The sequence below is a fragment of the Winogradskyella sp. PG-2 genome (genome assembly GCF_000828715.1).
In the GTDB taxonomy this organism is placed as follows: Bacteria; Bacteroidota; Bacteroidia; order Flavobacteriales; family Flavobacteriaceae; genus Winogradskyella.
Map to the genome: position 1 here is coordinate 2688325 of NZ_AP014583.1, position 21187 is coordinate 2709511.

The 21187-nt window shown below is 30.5% G+C and carries 24 protein-coding genes; 11 read left to right on the forward strand and 13 right to left on the reverse strand.

Going from position 1 to position 21187, the window contains the following annotated elements; translation table 11 throughout:
• Positions 1 to 14: 14 nt before the first annotated feature.
• The 5 genes from WPG_RS11980 to WPG_RS12000 all read left to right on the forward strand — a co-directional run bounded on the left by WPG_RS11980 (position 15) and on the right by WPG_RS12000 (position 4373).
• Positions 15 to 941, forward strand: coding sequence for a type IX secretion system membrane protein PorP/SprF (locus WPG_RS11980; protein WP_084221578.1), 927 nt, complete (start codon positions 15 to 17; stop codon positions 939 to 941).
• A 10-nt stretch (positions 942 to 951) separates the two neighbouring features.
• On the forward strand, positions 952 to 2934 hold the full coding sequence (locus WPG_RS11985; RefSeq protein WP_045475539.1) for an OmpA family protein: 1983 nt from the start codon (positions 952 to 954) through the stop codon (positions 2932 to 2934).
• Between the two features lie 58 nt (positions 2935 to 2992).
• Complete coding sequence (gene idi, locus WPG_RS11990; RefSeq protein WP_045472936.1) at positions 2993 to 3517, forward strand: isopentenyl-diphosphate Delta-isomerase; 525 nt, start codon at positions 2993 to 2995, stop codon at positions 3515 to 3517.
• A complete protein-coding gene (locus WPG_RS11995; RefSeq protein WP_045472939.1) occupies positions 3517 to 3927 on the forward strand; it encodes a 6-pyruvoyl trahydropterin synthase family protein in 411 nt (136 codons plus the stop codon). Before idi ends, WPG_RS11995 begins: the two co-directional genes overlap by 1 nt.
• 176 nt (positions 3928 to 4103) lie before the next feature.
• Positions 4104 to 4373, forward strand: coding sequence for a hypothetical protein (locus tag WPG_RS12000; RefSeq protein ID WP_045472942.1), 270 nt, complete (start codon positions 4104 to 4106; stop codon positions 4371 to 4373).
• 89 nt (positions 4374 to 4462) lie between these two features.
• Here WPG_RS12000 and WPG_RS12005 read toward each other — a convergent pair whose 3' ends face one another.
• The 9 genes from WPG_RS12005 to WPG_RS12040 all read right to left on the reverse strand — a co-directional run bounded on the left by WPG_RS12005 (position 4463) and on the right by WPG_RS12040 (position 12945).
• Complete coding sequence (locus WPG_RS12005) at positions 4463 to 5176, reverse strand: DUF4369 domain-containing protein (RefSeq protein ID WP_084221579.1); 714 nt, start codon at positions 5174 to 5176, stop codon at positions 4463 to 4465.
• A gap of 52 nt (positions 5177 to 5228) precedes the next feature.
• Entirely contained in the window at positions 5229 to 6539 is a 1311-nt protein-coding gene (locus tag WPG_RS12010; protein ID WP_045472946.1) for a DUF819 domain-containing protein, read from the reverse strand.
• Between the two features lie 69 nt (positions 6540 to 6608).
• The gene (locus WPG_RS12015) at positions 6609 to 8798 is read right to left on the reverse strand and encodes a DUF5916 domain-containing protein (RefSeq protein ID WP_045472948.1); all 2190 of its coding nucleotides are present in this window, start codon (positions 8796 to 8798) and stop codon (positions 6609 to 6611) included.
• A gap of 56 nt (positions 8799 to 8854) precedes the next feature.
• Positions 8855 to 9034: an Arc family DNA-binding protein gene (locus WPG_RS12020; protein WP_045472951.1), complete on the reverse strand. Its 180-nt coding sequence runs from the start codon at positions 9032 to 9034 to the stop codon at positions 8855 to 8857.
• Positions 9027 to 9542, reverse strand: coding sequence for a DUF1648 domain-containing protein (locus tag WPG_RS12025; RefSeq protein ID WP_045472954.1), 516 nt, complete (start codon positions 9540 to 9542; stop codon positions 9027 to 9029). The genes WPG_RS12020 and WPG_RS12025 overlap by 8 nt, the downstream gene beginning before the upstream one ends.
• A 1-nt stretch (position 9543) precedes the next feature.
• On the reverse strand, positions 9544 to 9702 hold the full coding sequence (locus WPG_RS17905) for a DUF4177 domain-containing protein (RefSeq protein WP_084221580.1): 159 nt from the start codon (positions 9700 to 9702) through the stop codon (positions 9544 to 9546).
• A gap of 182 nt (positions 9703 to 9884) precedes the next feature.
• Complete coding sequence (locus WPG_RS12030; RefSeq protein ID WP_045472957.1) at positions 9885 to 10745, reverse strand: SPFH domain-containing protein; 861 nt, start codon at positions 10743 to 10745, stop codon at positions 9885 to 9887.
• A gap of 295 nt (positions 10746 to 11040) precedes the next feature.
• Entirely contained in the window at positions 11041 to 11967 is a 927-nt protein-coding gene (locus WPG_RS12035; protein ID WP_045472960.1) for an alpha/beta hydrolase, read from the reverse strand.
• Positions 11968 to 12339: 372 nt separating this feature from the next.
• Positions 12340 to 12945: an alpha-ketoglutarate-dependent dioxygenase AlkB family protein gene (locus WPG_RS12040; RefSeq protein ID WP_045472963.1), complete on the reverse strand. Its 606-nt coding sequence runs from the start codon at positions 12943 to 12945 to the stop codon at positions 12340 to 12342.
• 32 nt (positions 12946 to 12977) lie between these two features.
• Between WPG_RS12040 and WPG_RS12045 the strand changes: the two genes are divergently transcribed.
• A complete protein-coding gene (locus WPG_RS12045; protein ID WP_045472966.1) occupies positions 12978 to 13658 on the forward strand; it encodes a M15 family metallopeptidase in 681 nt (226 codons plus the stop codon).
• Between the two features lies 1 nt (position 13659).
• On the opposite strand, the gene WPG_RS12050 is transcribed toward WPG_RS12045, so the two are convergent.
• From WPG_RS12050 to WPG_RS12060, 3 genes are all read right to left on the reverse strand, one after another.
• On the reverse strand, positions 13660 to 14841 hold the full coding sequence (locus WPG_RS12050) for an MFS transporter (RefSeq protein WP_045472969.1): 1182 nt from the start codon (positions 14839 to 14841) through the stop codon (positions 13660 to 13662).
• A gap of 154 nt (positions 14842 to 14995) precedes the next feature.
• Complete coding sequence (locus tag WPG_RS12055; protein ID WP_045472972.1) at positions 14996 to 15970, reverse strand: hypothetical protein; 975 nt, start codon at positions 15968 to 15970, stop codon at positions 14996 to 14998.
• A 95-nt stretch (positions 15971 to 16065) separates the two neighbouring features.
• Positions 16066 to 16413 (reverse strand): DUF6249 domain-containing protein, encoded by a 348-nt coding sequence (locus WPG_RS12060; RefSeq protein ID WP_045472975.1) that lies wholly within the window; start codon positions 16411 to 16413, stop codon positions 16066 to 16068.
• Between the two features lie 144 nt (positions 16414 to 16557).
• Between WPG_RS12060 and WPG_RS12065 the strand changes: the two genes are divergently transcribed.
• Both WPG_RS12065 and WPG_RS12070 read left to right on the forward strand, forming a co-directional pair.
• On the forward strand, positions 16558 to 17142 hold the full coding sequence (locus WPG_RS12065; RefSeq protein ID WP_045472978.1) for an RNA polymerase sigma factor: 585 nt from the start codon (positions 16558 to 16560) through the stop codon (positions 17140 to 17142).
• On the forward strand, positions 17129 to 17533 hold the full coding sequence (locus tag WPG_RS12070) for a hypothetical protein (protein ID WP_045472981.1): 405 nt from the start codon (positions 17129 to 17131) through the stop codon (positions 17531 to 17533). The genes WPG_RS12065 and WPG_RS12070 overlap by 14 nt, the downstream gene beginning before the upstream one ends.
• On the opposite strand, the gene WPG_RS12075 is transcribed toward WPG_RS12070, so the two are convergent.
• Complete coding sequence (locus WPG_RS12075) at positions 17530 to 18852, reverse strand: hypothetical protein (protein WP_045472984.1); 1323 nt, start codon at positions 18850 to 18852, stop codon at positions 17530 to 17532. The two genes, WPG_RS12070 and WPG_RS12075, sit on opposite strands and share 4 nt — an antisense overlap.
• 119 nt (positions 18853 to 18971) lie before the next feature.
• Between WPG_RS12075 and WPG_RS12080 the strand changes: the two genes are divergently transcribed.
• The 3 genes from WPG_RS12080 to WPG_RS12090 are packed head-to-tail and all read left to right on the forward strand — an operon-like array spanning position 18972 to position 21184.
• Complete coding sequence (locus WPG_RS12080) at positions 18972 to 19520, forward strand: RNA polymerase sigma factor (RefSeq protein ID WP_045472987.1); 549 nt, start codon at positions 18972 to 18974, stop codon at positions 19518 to 19520.
• A complete protein-coding gene (locus WPG_RS17550; protein ID WP_052471263.1) occupies positions 19504 to 20019 on the forward strand; it encodes a hypothetical protein in 516 nt (171 codons plus the stop codon). The genes WPG_RS12080 and WPG_RS17550 overlap by 17 nt, the downstream gene beginning before the upstream one ends.
• Positions 20003 to 21184 (forward strand): hypothetical protein, encoded by a 1182-nt coding sequence (locus WPG_RS12090; protein ID WP_045472990.1) that lies wholly within the window; start codon positions 20003 to 20005, stop codon positions 21182 to 21184. Before WPG_RS17550 ends, WPG_RS12090 begins: the two co-directional genes overlap by 17 nt.
• Positions 21185 to 21187: the final 3 nt, after the last annotated feature.

Sequence of the window (21187 nt, forward strand, 5' to 3'; positions counted from 1 at the left end):
TAAAATATATTAAAATGATACATAAATCATCACTAATAAAAGGATTAATAGTTTTAGTATTTACGATACTTAGTGCTAATAGTTTTGCACAACAAGATCCTCAGTATACACATTATATGTATAATACATTAAGTGTTAATCCAGCATATGCAGGCCAAAGAGAAACACTAAGTGTTGTAGGTTTGCATAGATCGCAATGGGTTGGTATAGATGGCGCGCCACAAACACAGTCCTTAGGAATTCATTCACCATTACGTAATGAGCGTATTGGTTTAGGATTAAATATTGTAAGTGATGCCTTAGGACCGGCAAGAGAAACTTTTGTAGATGCTAATTTTTCATATACAATTCCATTAAATGCAAATGATTTAAAATTGTCTTTTGGTGTAAAAGGTGGATTACATATGTTAGATACAGATTGGAGTAAAGGCCGTTTTCAAGATCCTGACGTTGTTTTTAACAATAATTTAAATCTTATTTCACCAACTATTGGTGCAGGTTTATACATGCATACTCGAAAATGGTATTTAGGTTTAGCAGTTCCTAATTTTTTGGAGACTGAACATTATGATGACTTCCAAGAGTCTATTGCTACAGAGCGCATGCATTTTTATGCTATTGGTGGATATGTATTTAATATTAGTGAAACGACAGAGTTAAAACCTGCCTTTTTAATTAAAGGTGTGAGTGGAGCTCCATTAATTGCGGATGTTTCTGCTAATTTTTGGTTTCAAAAGAAACTTACAGCTGGTTTAGCTTGGAGATGGGATGATTCTGTAAGTGCTTTAGTTGGTATGCAAATAACACCTGGCATGTTTATTGGATATAGTTATGATATGACAACAACAGGTTTAAGTAATTACAATAGCGGTACACACGAACTTACTTTAAGATTTGAAGTTAAAAAATTAGGTAGAATATTATCACCACGTTTCTTCTAAAAATATGATTATGAAAACACTATCAAGATATATATTATTAACAGTCGTATTTGTTACATCTTCAGTTGTATATGCTCAAGAAGGGAAAATACGAAGTGTCAAAGATGACTATAGAGAATTCGCTTATGTAAAAACAAGTGAGGTCTTACTAGAAGTGGCCAATAAAGGTTACAGGTCTGCAGATTTATTTCAGAAGTTAGGAAACTCATATTATTTCCAAAATAAAATGGAGGATGCTGCCAAATGGTATGGTGAATTAATAACTATGAATGAAGTTATTGATCCTGAATATTATTTTAGGTATGCACTGGCTCTCAAAGGAATTGAGAATTATGAAGAATCCGATAAATGGATGACAAAGTTTAATAAACTTAAACCACAAGATTCTAGAGGTAAAGCATTCTTATCTAAAGTGGATTACAAATCTGATATTGAGGAATTAAGCCGAAATGATATTGAAATTGTTAATCTTGAAATTAATACAGAGTTATCGGATTTTGGAACAACAGAGTATGAGAATGGAATTGTGTTTGCTTCTGCTAGAGGGGGAGGACGAAAATATAGATGGAATGAACAACCTTATTTAGACATATACTCGGTAGAAAAAACTGATGAAGGTTCTTTTAGTGAAGTCAATGAAATTCAAGGTAAAGTTAATACAAAGTATCACGAATCTAGTGCAGTGTTTTCACCAAATGGTCAATACATGTTCTTTACAAGAAATAACTATTTCAGAATGAAATATAAAGAAGATGAATCAGGAATTAATAGATTGCAATTATATAGAGCAACGTTAAGTGAAGATGGTTCATGGGATGAAATTCATAAAATTCATTTTAATAGTGAAGATTATAGTGTGGCACATCCTGCTTTAAATCTTACAGGTTCTAGACTATATTTTGCATCGGACATGCCTGGGACTTATGGACAGTCTGATATCTTTGTAGTAGATGTTAATGATGATGGTACTTTAGGTGAACCTGAAAATTTAGGAGCAGGGATAAATACAGAAGGACAAGAATCTTTTCCTTTTGTGAATACAAGTGGAGATTTATTCTTTTCATCAAATGGTTATCCCGGTTTAGGAGGATTTGATGTATTTAAGTCTGAAGGTTTAGATCAAAAAGTACAGGCTGGTTCTAATAGAAATTTCCCAATAGAGAATATCGGTAAACCAGTAAATAGCGCTTTTGATGATTTTGGATATTATGAAAATTTGGTCACTAGACGTGTTTATTTCAGTTCTAATAGAGAAGGAGGTAAAGGAAGTGATGATATATATACTTTTGAAGTTCCTGAATGTGAGCAATTAGTTGAAGGTACAGTTCAAGATAAAAAGACAGATGAGTTAATCCCAAATGCAACTGTAGTTTTATTTGATGGTGAAGGAAATGAGATAGAGCGAACAACTGTAGGTGCTGATGCTACTTTTGAATTTAATCTTGACTGTGAAAAAGAATATTTAATCAGAGGAGAAAAGGAAACGTATGCTTCAGATGAAAAACGTTTTACAACACCAGATCGAAAACAAGAATTACAACTTCAATTATTACTTGAAAAAGATGAAGTTATAGTAGAGCCTTGCTCTGATTTGGCCAAATTATTAGATATTCCAATTATCTATTTTGATTTTGATAAGTTTAATATTAGATATGATGCTGAAGTAGAATTACAGAAGGTATTAGCTGTGTTGAATAAGTATCCTTCAATGACTATTGATGTGAGATCTCACACAGATTGCAGAGCAACTATGGTTTACAATGAAAGATTATCTGAAAATAGAGCGCAATCTACACGACAGTATCTTATAGATAATGGCATAGATGCAGCTCGTATTACTGCTAAAGGATATGGCGAGTCTAGATTGGTTAATGACTGCGGTTGTGAACCAACAAATGAATCAAGCTGTTCTGAAGAAGAACACCAATTAAATAGACGAAGCGAATTTATTGTGACGAGTTTTAAAGGTCAAAAGTGTCCAGAACAAAACTAAATTTAGTTTTTATGAATTCCTTTACCTTTTTTTAAGCTTTAGGTGTTAATTTTGTTTTATGACAGAAGAACAAGTCATCTTAGTCGATGAAAATGATAATCAAATTGGTTTAATGCCAAAAATGGAAGCACACGAAAAAGCAGTTTTACATCGTGCTTTCTCAGTATTTATATTTAATAATGAGAATGAATTAATGCTTCAGCAACGTGCATTACATAAATACCATTCACCAGGCTTATGGACTAATACATGTTGTAGTCATCAGCGTGATGGTGAAAGTAATATTGAAGCTGGTAAAAGACGCTTGCAAGAAGAGATGGGTTTCGTTACAGATTTGGATGAATCTACGTCATTCATTTACAAAGCGTCATTTGAAAATGGATTAACTGAGTACGAATATGACTATGTAATGGTAGGTCTTTATAACGACGAACCTATTATAAATAGCGAAGAAGTTGCAGATTGGAAATGGATGCCATTAGAGGGGGTTAAAGTAGATATGGCTTTAAATCCTGAAAAATACACAGCTTGGTTTAAAATTATATTTGAAAAATTCTATGAATATATAAATATCAATAAATAATGAGAGTAACTGTACATAGAAAGGCACATTTTAATGCAGCACATAGATTGTATAGAAAAGACTGGAGTTTTGAAAAGAATGAAACTGTCTTTGGGTTGTGTAATAATCCTAATTTTCATGGACATAATTACGAACTAATTGCAAGTGTTACTGGCGAAATTGACCCTGAAACAGGCTATGTTATTGACGTTAAAATTCTAAAAGACATTATTAAAGCAGAAGTTGAAGATGCCTTTGATCATAAAAATCTAAATATTGAAGTTCCAGAATTTTATAATTTAAACCCAACTGCAGAAAATATTGCAGTTGTTATTTATAATAAAGTAAAAGCAAAATTAGACTCTAAATTTCATTTAGAAATTACACTCTATGAAACACCTCGAAACTTTGTGACCTATTCTGGTCACTAATTTAAATACAAAGTATTACCCCTGTATAGTTTAAACATTTTATAAAGAACAGAATGTAGGTAAGACAAAAAATGATTGTTTTGAATCTCTTTCCGTTTATGTTTAAAACTTCAAAACTTAATGTTATTAATTAACTTGTGGATTCCTTATTTTTGCAACACTAAATATTTGTAATCATGGCTAATAAAAGAGATTTAAAAAAGGATATTAACTACGTCTTTGGCGATATAATTGAAGCAGTTTATTATTGGGAATTAGAAAACACTCAAAAACCAACTAAAGAGAGTGATGCAATCATTGATGATGCCTTTGCTGGATTTGATGAGTTAATTGCTCGTGTAAATGATAGAAGTGTGGAAGATACTAGAGCCCATTTTAAAGCTATTAATAAAGATTTAGAATCAAAAGGAAGAGCTTTAATAGAAAAAATAAATAAGCTCAAGTAGACTAAATATATAATACTTTTACGTTTTTAAACAATAAATCCAATCTTAATTTAAGATTGGATTTATTGTTTAAATCAATGAAAGTTCAATTATTCAATGGCTTCTCTGCTATTTATATATTCGTTTAGTTTCTTACCGTAAAATGATTTTTTTATAGAGTCAGTTAAACCATTATAAACTGAATCTATATAAATAGGATTTGCAGCCGGAAGTTCGTATAAAGCTAAATAAGGCGCAATTTCACTATCATTATTATTCAAGGCAAATTGAATGGAGTAAGAGTATTTTCGTTTTAAAAGTTTTTGAGATTGTATATTTAAAGAATCTGATGTAATTGAGTCTTTTGCTTTTTGAGCTAAGAAGTTGGCTTCAATCAATTCTAAATTTTGATTATTAAATTTAGACATGATACCTGTATACTCATCTAATAAAACTTGTTGTTTAGATCCTATAATTTTAGCATCAAAATTAAAATTCTTCAATGATGTATTTATTTCTGTAAGACCTTTATCTGCAAAAAATGGAATGTAATGCTCCTCACCATCATTCTTAAACAATTTTAGGTATAATAAAATAGGTTCGTCGATGTTAGTTTTTAAGGTGAACTCTGGTTGGCCAGTAATAACCATGGAATCTAAATCTATAATAGAAGTAGAATCTCCATTCTTTTGGAGATAAACAATTCCCTTTTTTAATCCTTTTACACTGCCTTTTAATGTGAAATTTGCTTCTTTTTCTTTACCACATGAAACAAGTATTAATAGTATAAAAATGAGGCTTAAGGCTTTATTTAATGTCATCATATTTTCTTTAAATAATTTGGTGTGCAAATATCTTATAATAGTTTTAAAATAACTAACCTCCAGCTGCTATTTGCATTAAAACAGTGCAACCAATTGCAGCTATAGTACCTACGGCATAACCTAAAACTGCTAATAAAACACCAACCGTAGCTAAAGATGGGTGAAATGCAGATGCTACAATCGGAGCAGAAGCAGCACCACCAACATTAGCTTGACTACCCACAGCTAAAAAGAAATATGGCGCTTTTATGAGTTTAGCAACACCGATAAGAAGTATTGCATGTATGCACATCCAAATAAGACCTACAATGATGAGACCAGGTGATTCAAATACAGAGCATATATCAATTTTCATTCCTATGGTTGCTACAAGTATATAAATAAAGACACTTCCAAATTTACTTGCTCCAGCGCCTTCGTAATTTTTCAATTTAGTATAAGATAATAATATAGCAATCAGAGTTGCAATACTTATCATCCAAAAGAATTTTGACCCTAGAAATGTTAACATGTTTTTAATCCGCATGGATTCAATATTCGCAGTTACACTATCAAAGTAAGGTCCAAAAAATGAAGCTCCAAGATGTGCAATACTTACTGCACCAAATGCTATTGCTCCAATAATCATAATATCTGTCAATGAAGGATTTCTTTTAACACTTTCAGAAAATGTTGATACTTTATCTTTTAATTCTTCAATTGAAGAAGTGTCAGCTTTTAACCATTTATTTATCCTTTTGCGTTTTCCTATTCCGATTAATAATAACGCCATCCATACGTTGGCTACAAAGATGTCAACAAAGACCATCTTTCCATATTCTGCTTGGTTATATCCATAAATTTCGAGCATTGCAGTTTGGTTAGCACCACCACCAATCCAACTACCAGCTAAAGTAGAAAGTCCTTTCCAAACAGCGTCTGCACCAGCACCACCAACAACTTCTGGAGCAAAATAAGCTACAATTAATATTGCAATTGGTCCACCAATAATAATTCCTAAAGTACCTGTAAAAAACATAATTAATGCTTTCCAACCTAAGTTAAAAACCGCTTTTAAATCAATACTTAATGTCATTAAAACCAATGCAGCTGGTAGTAAGTATCGACTTGCTACATAGTATAAGTTAGAATTTTGTTTTACAATTTCTCCAGATTCAGAAACTGTTTCCCATTCGCCAGCGATTAAGCCAGAAGTTGTTAAAAGCGCTGGTACCATGTATGCCATAAATAAACCAGGAACTATTTTGTAAAACTTTTCCCAAAATCCTCCTTTGATGGATTCAGTATAAAAAACAAAGCCCAAAGCGAGCATAAGAATTCCAAAAATAATAGTATCATCAGTAATAATAGGAGAAGTGTCCATGTTATGATTTATTTAGTGTTTGCAAAATACCAAATTAAAAGCGCATAAAAAAGCATCGTTTTTTTGTGCTTAAATATTAAGCCAATACGTCAATTTTACATTTAGAGAACGGACTCTAGGTGCAAAGACATTGTCTGTGAAATAATTGTCATTATATACTATAAATAAATCAGATAAAGGTGCAAACCTCCACTGAAGTCTTGTATTTACACTAAAATTATCTTGCTGATTGTTATATTGTACAAAGGTAGCCCAGAATAAATTTTTATTAAATGTTACATCTATTCTAGGACCAATGAGCCAGAGCTTGGCATCAGAATAAGGATCTGGCAAATTAATATTGTTATAATTAAGTTGAATAGATGTTGAAAAATGAGGTTGTATTCTATAATTAAGGTTTGCATTTACCGAAAATATATTGCCATTATAAAAACTTCCAAATGAAGGGTTTAAGGAGTAAGAAAATAGTTTTCGCCTATCTGATCTATAGTTTGCTCCAATTGTAGAGTAATAATAATTACCTATGGGTAAAGCCGTTGCATCATCTACACCAGTGGGTTCAAACTCTTCATAAAGGTGTGTGTATCTGTTAAACATTTCAAAATTTAAATTCGATGTGTTTTTAAAAGAAGCGTCCCATCTTGTAATAATTGCATAATCAGAATTTTCAAAATCTAGATCTGGTTTCCAAATAAAAATTGGTGTTACTGATAAATTGTGTTTTTGGATTTGTCCTTTTTCGGGCCAGAAGTTTTTAGTGAATTTAGGATTTACTTTTACAATATCTGTTCGTCTTATAAAACCTAAATCAGATCTAAAGTTGTCTCCAATATAGACACCACTTAATCTAATATTATAGTTTCTAGAATTATATTCTGTTGAAGCACCTGCAGATATCTCTTTATTTTTAACATTAGGGGAAAATGATTTATGAAAATAATATTTGCCATTCCATGTGTTATCTTCAGAGGCTAATCTGTAATCTATGCCGAATACACGATTATAACGATCTTCATCTACTGTAAAATCATAATCTTTGGTAGCTTGTTTATTTATAAACATAAAACTAATATTAGAACGACTAAACAACTTATATTGAGCAGTTAGTAACGCATTATTAGTTGTGGCTATCTCATTTGTTTTATCTTCTGCTGTCTGCATATTAAGTAAACCAACTCTAAGTTTGTTATTTACTTTTCCGCTTAGTCTTACACCAGCAATGATATCATTTTCAATATTATTTCCATCTAAGTCACTGGCAATACCAATACGTCTAGAAAAGAAAGGATTTGAATCTCTATTGTTACCAAAATCATTAAAGAGATCACTGTTTTCAATAAAAAATTGACGCCTTTCAGGTAATGATACTTCAAAACGTGTTAGGTTAGTAACTTGTTGATCTACTTCAACTTGAGAAAAATCTGGATTAATAGTTAAATCTAAATTTAAACTATTGTTAATCGTCATTCTTGCATCTCCTCCATATTTAAAATCTGAAGTTGATTCGTCGGTTTCATAATCTTTGCCCACAAGTGTATTTACATATGGGATTAAAGAAATTGGTGATTTTGATTTACCTAAAGGCTTTTCAAAAATCATATCTCCCATAAATGCTAAGTTAAATATAAACTGATTTTGAGGAATATTTACCCAAGTATTATTCTCGTTATCCTGAGTATCAAAATGATAGCTATTAAATCTCCATTTTGTTTCTCCTTCTCTATATTTAAAAGCTGAAAGCGGAATTATCCATTCAACGATATAATAGTTATTATGAATAACAGTTTCGCTTTTCCATTTTGTATCCCAAGCCATAGTAAAACCTCTCAATTCAGTTCCACCACCAGATAATAGCATTTCGCGTTGCACTCCTTCAGGATTTGTACCAAAGATGAAAGCATTGGTTCCGTCATTGAAAGTATCAAAAAGTAAGGTGATATTGTCGCTTCCACCTGCTCTAAAATCGCGACGTAAAGATGGAATAATGAAATCATTTCCAGGCGCATTTACTTTAATACCAACATATAAATTAGTATCATCAAATAGCATTTTTATTTCGGGTTGTTGCTTAGCTTGTAGCGAATCGTTTGGGAAATAATTCCAGAAATTTGTTGCAGATTCAGCTTCACTCCATGAGGATTCGTTTAAGTTACCATCTAAAACAATTGTTTCGGTAATATATTTAACATATACTTCTTTTTTCTGAGCAAACAATAAGTTAGTTATGCAAAAAGAAGCTAAGATGAGTAATCTTTTCAATGATGGTTGGTTGGTGTTAACCAAAAATAAAGGAAATATTTATAATTCATTTAATTTTAGTCTTTTTCAGGCGATTTTTTTGGCTTTTTTGGCTGTCTTTTATTTTCTTTTAGATATTGCATTAACATCCATTCTATTTGACCATTAGTACTACGAAATTCATCTGAAGCCCATTTTTCAATGGCTTTCAGCATCTCTTCATTAATTCGTAGTGCAAAGGCTTTTTTCTTAGACATTATCTTGTTTTTTCAATTTTTGTTGGTAAACTAGTATGAAAATGGGTAGTAATAAACTACCTCCAATAACGGTTATCAAAAACCCAGTACCTAATTCAGTCGTATTGGTTTGAGCTCCAATAATAATTTTATAGTTAATGTATGCTAATAGTAATACACAAAGAAAATTAATTATTCTAAGTATTCTAGTACTAAATCTATACTGTCTAAGTGCATTCTCTTCAGTTATATTAACCATATAGTTATGTATATGTGGAAAGCGATTTAAAATAAAAAGACCTACATAAATTACAGTTGCCAAAATGGGTAAAAACCATAAAAATGACTTCTTACTATAATTATCTGGTTGTCCAGCTGCATTAAAATGAACAGCAATGCTTTCTGGTAAGCCGCTATACTCCATTAATAAATGAATCCACATCAATAGCAATACTGCTATTGATGCTAATTCTATAACGACATCTACAGTTTGAAAAGGAACTTGTATTTTCGGTCTATCTGATTTCATTTTATCTGTTTTTGTCACGCTCTAGTACAACACTGCTCCAGCCTTGTCCAATGAATTTTACAACCCAACCTTCTCGAGCATATTGATTTAGAATATCTTCAAAATTTTGAAACCTATTTCTAAACCCTACTTTTGGTTGTATAACTTTATATTCTTTCATGTTTTTTTTATTTATTGTCTTTAAATACTACTAATGCTAATACTACACCAATACAGATTCCTATTAATGTGCCATAAACTGTGCTTATAGCTACATTGCCTGTAACAGCTCCAACGGTTGTACCAAAGCTAGAGCCTATGGCTGTGCCTATGGCAATACTGTATATTTAAAATTTATTCATATTAATGACTTAAAGTTCCTGTATTTACAATAGGTGAAGCATCTTTATCACCACAAAGCACAACCATAAGATTACTTACCATAGCTGCTTTTCGTTCTTCATCTAAATCTACTACATCCTTTTTGTTTAGTTCTTCTATTGCCATTTCAACCATACTTACAGCACCTTCGACAATTTTATGTCTTGCTGCAACAATTGCTGTCGCTTGCTGACGTTTTAACATGGCATTTGCAATTTCTTGCGCATAAGCTAGATAACCAATACGTGCCTCTAACACTTCGATACCAGCAATTGATAAACGTTCATCAATTTCTTTTTCTAATGCTGTACTCACTTCATTAACACTAGAGCGTAACGTTATATCTTCATCATGACCTTCATCAGCAAAGTTATCATATGGATACATGCTTGCTAATTTACGCACTGCGGCATCAGTTTGTACACGTACAAAGTTTTCGTAGTTATCAACATCAAAAGCTGCTTTGTAAGTGTTTTGAACACGCCAAACTAAAATAGTACTAATCATTACAGGGTTTCCTAATTTATCATTTACTTTAAGACGTTCACTATCAAAGTTGCTTGCTCGTAATGAAATTTTCTTTTTGGTAAAAAAAGGATTAACCCAATAGAAACCGTTTTTCTTTACAGTGCCAACGTACTTACCAAATAATAGTAATACGCGAGAACCATTAGGTTGCACCATTAAAAATCCGAATGCTAATATTAGTGCTGCTACAATTCCAAATGCAGACCATCCTGTTCTAGTTATGGGCATGAGCGCAATACTTCCAAAAAATAATATTAAAAATAAAAATAGCATTAAGTAGCCATTAGCTGGAACAATGATTTTCTCTTCTTTCATAATCTTGTAATTTAATTGGTTTATAATTAGTAGAACTCAATATGATATTAAAATGATATCATAAAGATATAAATCATTAGTATATGATTTAATGTTTTTGTTACATTTTTATTAAAAAAGATTGAAAATAAAGTTTGGCACGCCATTTGTTTTATACTACGTGTAATGAATATTGCGATAGTTGCCAAAGCGTAACACACTAAAAAATCGTATCATTACGTTTGGTTGGTTAGTTAGAAAAAAGCATCTCGTGGTTGGGGTGCTTTTTCATTTTTTGAGTATACTATCTTCAGAATTATGACCTTATGAAATCTGTAATACTTGAAATAAGTTGAGAAGAGATTGTTCTAAATGATTCATTATAGGATTTTGAATTTTCTAAATCACCACCTTCGATTTCAAAAAGAACATGATTCATGTTTTCTATAATTTTTAGCTCTGCTTTTTCATTAGCCTTTTTAAGTAGTTTTGCCTCATCTTCTGAAACTTGGAGATCTTTTGTTCCATTAACAAGAAGAATAGGCATTTCTAGTTGTTTAATAATTTCGGTTGGATTATACTTCATCCAGTTAATCATAAAAGGTTGAATATCTGCATTAAATACAGAGGATAAAGCATAAGGATAGTCTTTTACTCTTTTTCCTTGTTTTAATTTTTCTATAACAGGTTTGGTTTTTTCACCAAGTTTTGGATCCATTCTAGTGGCTTGTTCAACTAGGACATCTCCAATATTTTGTCCGGCTCCAGCTAAAGATATAAATCCATCTGCTTTATCCTTTGCGGCTAACATGCCAACCAAACTACCTTGACTATGACCAATGACATATATTTTAGAATACGTGTCTTTTTCTTTAAAATAATCAACAACATCTGAAGCGTCATCCACAAAATCATCGAACATCATATTTTTATCTACGCTACCTTGTTGTATTTGTTTTACGATGCGTTTGTCATATCTAAATGTAGCAATACCATTTGCTGATAGATTTTCAGCAAGCTTTTTAAGCGAGTTATTCTTTAAAAAATTCTGATTTCCATTTCTGTTTGTAGGACCAGATCCTGCAATAATTATAGCTAAATTTGGTTTTTCAAAAGCGTTGGGACTTAATAACGTACCATCAATCCATTTAGTAATTGATAATTCTTCTTCGCTGTATATTTTTTCTTGGGAAAAACTAACGGAAGTAACAAAACAAAAAACTAGAATTAAATAATGCTTCATTTTAAATTTTTTAATGACGATAAAGTTAATTCATATTGAAATGAATCTTAAACTTTGAAACAATTTTTATGCCGTTTTATTGTTAAAGCTAAAACAAATCTTTTAATTTTAAACATGTATTTCATCGATGAAATACATTTTTTTGTCTTAAAATGTTAAAATTAAATGCATTTCATCGATTAATAGTGTTTTTAGGCGATGTATTTAAAATTGAATTATATATTTGAAGTGTACTAAAATTTAGTTTTTAGTTCAATGGATTAATTAATTAATATTTGCATATGTTATGAAGAATTAGAGACCCTGAATCTATTGACATATAAAAAAGCAAATTAGAAAAGCCGAGATTGAGGGATCTCGGCTTTTTATTTTTTATTTACTAATTAGTTTTCTAAAAGTAAGATTAATTCTTGGCTGAATATGTCTTTTAGTCTTTGCAATTTGATGTAACCAATACTTTTGCATTTCACCTTTCATAATTAATAAACTGCCATGTTCTAAATTTAGTTTGTAACGTTCTTCTTTAATTTTTCTATGTTTAAAATGAAAAGGACGCACTTCTCCAAAACTCACAGAAGCAATTACCGGATTTTCACCTAATTCTTTCTCATTATCAGCATGCCAACCATTACTGTCGTTGCCATCTCTGTAAAGATTTATTAATAGTGTATTGAACTTTATTATAGAAAGATCTTCAACTTTAGCCTTTATAATCTGAAGTGTTTTAGAAAATGGTTTTGGATGCATGGTAATATTTGAATACCCATAAGGCTGATTAGAATCACCGAATAAAGCTGTTAATCTAGGTTGCTTATGCGTCTTTCCGAAAATAGTAATATCATCGTGTTGCCAATTGGTTTTAGTTTCAATAATCTTAAAATATAAATCCGCTTCTTCTTTTGTGAAGAAATTAGGAATGTAAATGAGCTCTGCATTAGGTAAGTTAAATTGTTGTTTCTTCTGCGAAAACAAGTCCATCGTATAATTTTTCTCTAAATTAGTACTTCGGTATGAATTACAAAACACTCTTATACATAATTATATTTGGATTAGTTGTTTTCGGTTTTAATCAAAAACAAAGTTTGCCTGAAGGTTTTGTGTATGCAAAAACTGTGATACCCGATTTAGATGTTGAATTACGATACTATAGTACAAATAACTTTGTAGGTGATACCATTGATGACTACAATACAAATAAACTCATCATTACTAAGGTTACTGCAGAAAAATTAAAACGCGTACAAGAAGAGTTGCAACAACAGAATTTATGTTTAAAAGTATATGATGGTTACAGGCCACAAGGTGCTGTTAATCATTTTATCCGTTGGGCTAGGGATTTGAATGACACAATTAATAAACAGCAATTTTATCCTAATGTAAAAAAACGTAACCTGTTTAAAGCTGGTTACATAGCATCACGATCTGGTCATAGCAGAGGAAGTACTATAGATTTAACTATTGTTTGTGGCGAAAATGGTGAACCATTAGATATGGGAAGTCCTTTTGATTTTTTTGGTGAGCAATCTTGGGTAGATTATAATGATATAAGCGAACAGCAAAAAGCAAACCGTCAGTTACTACAAACCATGATGCTAAAACATAACTTTAGAAATTATCCAAAAGAATGGTGGCATTTTACCTTACGCTGGGAACCTTTTCCGGATACTTATTTTGATTTTGTGGTGGAATAATTCATGTTTTTTTTAAATAAATTAAACCAATAATAGGACCCAAGGCCAATATTAAAAATGCGAAGGGTGTTGCGTCGTAACTAGCTATGAAAAAATTCAGTATCTGAATACTTACAATTGTAATAGCAAAACCAATACAATTTACAATAGTTAATGCTGTACCTTTTGATTGGGCATTACTATTTTGTGCAATTAAGGTAGAAAATAATGGAGAGTCAGCGATAACAGTCATTCCCCAGATTATAAGAAAGGTTATGAAAATAATACTAGAGTTTATGAAAAAGAATAAAGGTGACAGTAAACAACATAAACCAGAAATACTTAAAGCTATTACAGCTGTTTTTTTTGCGCCAATGCGACTAGAAATATAACCTCCTATAATGCATGCTATTGTACCAGGTGCAATAATAATAAATGAAAATAAAGAGATGTTTAGTTGGATATTATGTGTTTGAGAATATGTTAAAAGAAGAATAGGGATAAATGTCCAAAAGGCATAGAGTTCCCACATATGGCCAAAGTATCCAAAAGCCGCAGATCGGAATAAAGGATTTTTAAAAACCTTCAAGATTTTTGAAGCATCAAATTTATCAGCTAATTTCTGATAAGGTCCATTTTTCACATATACTAACATTAATAAACCTCCTAACAAGGTTAATGTAGAAGTAACCCAAATAACCGATTCCCAATTAAGATTTACTCCGATAGATTTAATAAGATGCGGAAATGCTGTGCCTAATACCAATGCTGCAACTAAAAAACTAAGTGATTTCTTCAACCCTTTTTCAAAATGATCGGCAGCAATTTTCATTCCTACAGGATAAATTCCAGCCAAACTAAAGCCAGTTAAAAACCTAAAGCATAATAGGGTGGTAATAGTATTATTTGAATAAAGCATACCAAGATTAAAACCAGCACCCAGAACAGCACAGATAAAAAATATCTTGGATGGCGAAAAGCGATCACTCAAAGTTAATATGGCAAATACTAATGTCCCTAATATAAAACCGAATTGTACAGAACCACTTATGTATCCTAATGATTCAGTACTAATATTGAATGCAGAGATTAAATCTTCAATAATTGAATTACCTGCAAACCAAAGCGAAGTGCAACAAAATTGAGAAAAAATAATAATTGATAGAACCCATTTAGCTGAATGAGATGTCACTTTAACTTTCAAGATATTTATATTTTATTTTAAATAAATCTAATCCCAATACATCAAATTAAATTAAATAGGAATTCGTAAAATTAATATCCAATTAGGTTCAATAAAATACATTATATCAGTAACAATGTAGATAGCAGCCATAATAAAAAGACTATTTGGTTTATTAATCCTTAAAAGTTTTATAAGTAACTCCTATACCATAATTGTATAACTCTCTTTTTAATAAACTTGATTTTAAACCGTTTCCTTTCTCAAACTTCACCCAATTATTTCCACTGATAAAGACACGTTTTATAAATGTGTTTTTAGTCTTAATTTCATTAGTAAAAGGTAGCAATGGTCTAAAATTGGTAGGTATTTTAATGACACCACCATCTTTTCCTTTTATTTCCTTGTACTTTTTGTTTGGTAATAATTTTCCAACTTTGTCGGTATAACCCAAAACTTGGATGGATACAAAAAAACCATTTTTTGGAATGTAAATATCGTTATCATCAACAATAAGCGTATAGAAGTCTCCTTCTTTTTCAGTTGCTCTAAACACAATTGTTTCATATGTAAGGACTTTACCAGGAATACCTTTATTATTTGCATAAAAATTTATCTTAAATAAGGTTGAGAATTTTTTCTTATCACTATTGGAACGATTCCGTTTTTTCCAATCTTTAGATTCTAAAGCAATCGGAAATGTAACGCTTGCTACTTTTTGATCTTTAATTGTAGTTTTAGGAAAATATACTGCGATTTCAGATTCTATAGTTGGCAACCAGCAATTATAATAGTCGTCATCTACATAAGGTTTAAGTGTTTCTTTTTTAAATTTTCTATTGAGTTTTGCTCCAACTATGACTTCGTCTAACTCATCTACTTGTGGTTGTAAAAATATTTCTGTTCCAATATTTTGAGTAGAGATGTTATGATTCTTAAATCCTAATGCAGAAATGTATAAAGAATCAATATCTGGATAGAGTTTCTTTGTAAAATAAAACTTGCCTTCGTCATCAGCAAAAATGCCATTTCCGTTTCCAAATGATATTGTTGCATAACTAACAGGATAATTAGTAATACTATCCTTAATTGTTATTTGGGAGAAACTGAGTTGACTTGTAACTATTAAAAAAAATAAAATCTTATACATGGTTAAGCTTATAGATTTTAAAGATACATTATTTGTGCCATAAAAAAACGTCCCATAAAATGAGACGTTTTTCTATTTGATTGATGTGTAATTGATTAATCTTCTAGTGCTTTTTTAGTTTGTGTAAAGCCTACATATAGACCAGCTCCAGCCATAAGAAATATCATTGAAGGATACACAGCATCATCTTCTAGTCCTGTATAAGTATCCAAGATATTAGCAATTAATACTCCAAGACCTATACCCATTAATAGGAATGCTAAATTTAAGACAATAACTTTCCAAGAAGATCCCGAACGTTTGCCAATGTTAAAGATACTTGCATCTGCTCCTTTTTCGATAAGTGCAAGTCGTTCTTTGTTTCGCGATGAGATGTAAAGATAAAATACACCAAAGATTGCTGCGAATAATGATAGAGGTATAATAATTGCTCCTGCGTCCATAATTGTTTGTTTTTAATTGATTATTTTTAATTTGTTCTTAGCTTATGACGACAGCTTTTTAATTTAGGTTACAACTTTCTTCAAAAAAAATATTTTTTTTCAATTTGTGTAACCTTATATACATAATAGTCGTCTTAAATAAAAATGACCACCAACAACGATAACATATTAATAGAAGCTATTAAAAATGGCGATACTAAAGCTTATGGGCAATTAGTGGATCGTTATAAAGACTTGGTGTATACTTTGGCGATACGAATGCTAAAGCATAAGGAAGAAGCAGAGGAAGTGGCACAGGATACTTTTATTAAAGTGTTTAAATCCTTAAACAAGTTTAAAGGAGATTCAAAATTCTCTACTTGGATATATCGAGTAGCTTACAATACATGTTTAGATAATATTAAAAAGAATAAAAAGCATTTAAATAATGTCGCTATAGACGAATACACGTTTAATAAACTAGATACAATAGACAATGCTTTGGATAATATTATAAAAGAGGAAAAAAGTATTTTAATTAAAAACTGTATTGATAAACTACCAGAAGATAGTAGTGCATTACTGACACTGTTTTATTATGAGGAGTTATCTCTTGATGAGATATCTAAGATTATTAATGTTGAAGCTAATACTGTAAAAGTGAAGCTTTTTAGAGCTAGAAAAAAATTAGCTTTTATTTTAGAACAGTATTTGCAACCACAAAACAAATTAAGCTATGGAAAAGGATGATAAAAGAATAAAAGATTTAGTTAATAAATTAATGACTGCAGATAGTTTAGAACAAGCGCCTATGAATTTTACTGATAGTGTGATGTCAAAAATTGAAGCTATATCGACCTCTAAAACTATTGTTTACAAACCATTAATACCTAAATATATCTTATGGTTAGTTGGTACTGGTTTTATTGCAGTGGTTGGGTATATTCTTTTTAAGCAACCTACAGGTAATAGTACATTTTTAGATAGATTTAATTTACCAGATCTATCTTTTAATCCTTTTGAAGGTTTATCATTTGAGTTATCTAATACTCTAATGTATGCCGTGGTTTTATTTGCTATAATGTTAAGTATTCAGATACCTATTTTAAAACAATATTTTAATAATAGAATGTCGTTTTAGTTAGGGTAATACCAAAAAGGAATTTTCTTTAGACTGCGATAGATTGTATCATTATTTTTATTTAATCCTATTCTTTTAAATTCGAGTAAATGTTTACCTTTAGATAAATTGTCCGTTGGTAAGAAAGTCTCAAACCCCATCGTTCCTTTCTTAGTATGACTTACAATAAATTCTGATTCTACGACGGTTGTATCTATCTTAGCGTAGTAGATTTTATTAAACGTAGATAAATACGCTCTTCTTAAACTATCTCTATTAACATTATTATTATTTCCAGTAATAATAATATCACTGTCTAATCCACGGATGTCTTTTTTTGGTTTTAGCCCTTCATTAAAAGAAAAAACTCTGTCTTCAATGCTCTCGGAATATGGTACAAATAATTTGATATAATTTTCTTTAATAACTTTAGACTGTATTACTACATTATCAATAAAGCCAGATTTTTCATCTATTAAATTTTCATAATTTTCTCGATTAGAAACGTAGTCATTAGACTCAATTTCTAAGTTGAAATAATTTGAAAAATTATAATGTAAGGAAAAAGAAATTGCAACTCCAATAAATAATGGAAATAAAAGCATAGTAAAACGTCGTCCGAATTTATTATCTAAGAAATTGTATACAATTGGTCGGTATAAAAATGACAATGTGATAAAACTAAATACCCAATAGAATGGGAAATAGATTTTTGATAGCCATTTTTTTCTTTTTAAGAACCCTTGAGTTATATAGTCAATAAAGGTTAGAAACATTCCAACGACTATAAAAATCATTAACGGTATACCAAGCCAAAGACTAAGCCATTCTGGTAACCAATCACTACCAATTATATTATTGCCAATAAAACCTATGGTGATTATAATACAGGTCATCGCCAAAACATAAAAAATTAATAAGAAAGACGATGCAAAAATAATACTGCAATAATTTTCTAAAGTCGCGATGTATTTATCAAAAGAACCAACCTTTTTTTTAAGATATCTTGTAAATTTTTCGCTGTAGTTGAGTTCTTTATAATCTATTTCTCCTGAGACATAACGTAAACCTAATGCACCAATCCATAAGCCTCTAAGTAAAACATGTACTAATAGACTAAATATTAATATGATACAAGATATTCGTATTACTGTAAATGCAACTCTTTGATAATCTTGACCAGTTGCAACAGCTTCATTAAAGTGCATTACAACAGAATCATAGGCTGTAAAAAGACCAAAAATAGCAAAACCAGATATCAGCAATTCTAATTGCCAACTTTCTTCTTGTAATTTCTCTAAAAGTTTTTTAAAAGCAGGATTATTATAATCTTTACTCATCGCTAATCAAATTTCCTATAAATTTAGTCATATTCAATTAATTTCTATTTTTTTATTTAAAATTTGAAACCCTTTTTATTTTTTGTCGTTTTTAAATACAGAGATACTAACCAAACACAATGCAAAACCAAATTAATAGTTTAATACAATCTTGTAAAAAAGGTAACCAAGTTGCCCAGATGCAGATTTATGATAGCTATTGCCAAGCGATGTTTACAATTGCATGCCGTTATTTAAAAAATGATGAAGATGCAAAAGATGCTATGCAAGAAGGGTTTTTAAAAGCATTCACAAATATTGAAAGCTATAAACCAGAAGCGACATTCGGAGCTTGGTTAAAGCGAATTATTATCAATCAATGTTTAGATGTTATTAAAAAACGGAAGCTTGAGTTTAGTAATGATGATATAGGAAATTTACAAATTGTTGAAGATGATAATTGGGATTTTGACAACACAATATCTAAAACAGAAATTCTTGAAGCTATAGAACAACTTAATGAAAAACATAAAATAGTGGTGAAGCTATATCTAATTGAGGGCTATGACCATCAAGAAATTTCAGAGATATTAAATATACCCATTAAAACCTCTAGAACACATTTAAGTAGAGGGAAAACAAAATTAAGAGACCTTTTAAAGCCAAAGTATAATGAAGCGAGATATTAGAGAATTATTTTCAGAAGAGAAGGATTTAAAAATACTTCCAGAGAATCACAGAACTGAGTTTTTAGATAAACTTAAAAAACAGCTAAAGAAAAAGTCAAATTCATTCTTTTGGTTACGCATTGCAGCAGTTGTTATAGTAGCATTAACAGTTGGGTTTAATGTGTTTTATAACAAACCTGTAACAGAAGAAATTTCACCAATGATTGCTCAGATAGAAGCTGTAGAGTCTAAATATTTAGAGGATATTGAGAATGAGTGGGAGAGCTTTGTAGCCATTACTAGTGACGAACTACTTGTAGCTAGATATAAGAAACGGCTTGATGAATTAGACGAGGATTATCAAGAAATCTCCAATCAATTTAAGGTAGATTCTAATAATATATTAGTGATTGAATCTTTAGTAGAGAACCTAAAAACTAGGCTTCAAATATTAAAAGATATTCAAGAGCATATTAAAATTTTAAATCAAAACAACGAACAATATGAAAAATCAATTTAAAATCTTAATGCTGATGCTCATCACATCAGTAATGAGTTACGGACAAAGACATCAGGTCTTAAAGAAAAGTGTTGAAGTAGATAAAAATACTTCAGTAGTATTAAACTTTCAAAACATCTATTTGGCAATAGAAGAATCTACGGATGGTAAAATTCACTTTGATTATGCCATGGAGTTTGAAGGCTATTCTAAAAAAGAAATACAGAAAAAGCTTAACGAATTAGTAGCTGAGGTTTCAAGTTCAGATAATCATGTAACACTAAAAGCAAAAAGCATAAATCAGATTACCTTTTCCTATTTTGAATTGAAATCTGATCATGGTTTATACATAGAAGGTGATTTTTTTGACATGAAAAAAGATTCAGTAATACGAAAATCTAAAGATTCATTACTAGGACAAATTAAGAATAATAATAGAACAAAATGGTCTAAAAATCCTCTAGAGTATATTAATGGACGATTTAAAAAGATGGATAAGGATGGCAAGCTCTCAAATATTAGAAAAGGTAATGTTGATATAATGCGAAGTCAATTTGTAATTAAAGTTCCTCCCTTTGTGAAGCTAAATATTAATGCACAAAATTCTGGTGTACATTTTAGAATTGATATGCAGAACGAGTTATCCATATCCATTAAAGAAGGAACTTTAAAAACCAAAGCATTAATGAACACATATAATGTCATACGTATAGATAATGCCAATTTTGAAGCCGAAGCTATTTCAGGCGGTGCTTATAATTTTAAAAACGTAAAAAATGGGAAGATTGGTAGTGTTCAACAAGTAAAGATTGATTCAGAATTTTCAAAACTAGAGATAGGGGAAATAGGAAAGAATATTTCAATAACAGACTTTAATAGCGAATATTGGTTTTACAACTGGTCTGATTTTTTTGATAGGTTTAATTTATATTCAGAATATTCTAAAATACATTTTTGGTATCCTAGAAAAAACCACAGCATAAAGGTGATAGGGAATAATACGATAAACCTGTTAGGAAATAATAAATTTGAGATTAATATGCAACCAACCAGCAAAGGAGAAAAGTATACCATGATGACAAAAGAACCTAATCCAGGTGAAACATTATCAGGTAGAGTCTTCTTTGATATAGTCCATGGTATCATATACTCACACAACGATTCAATCAAAAAAATAAACAATTAAATT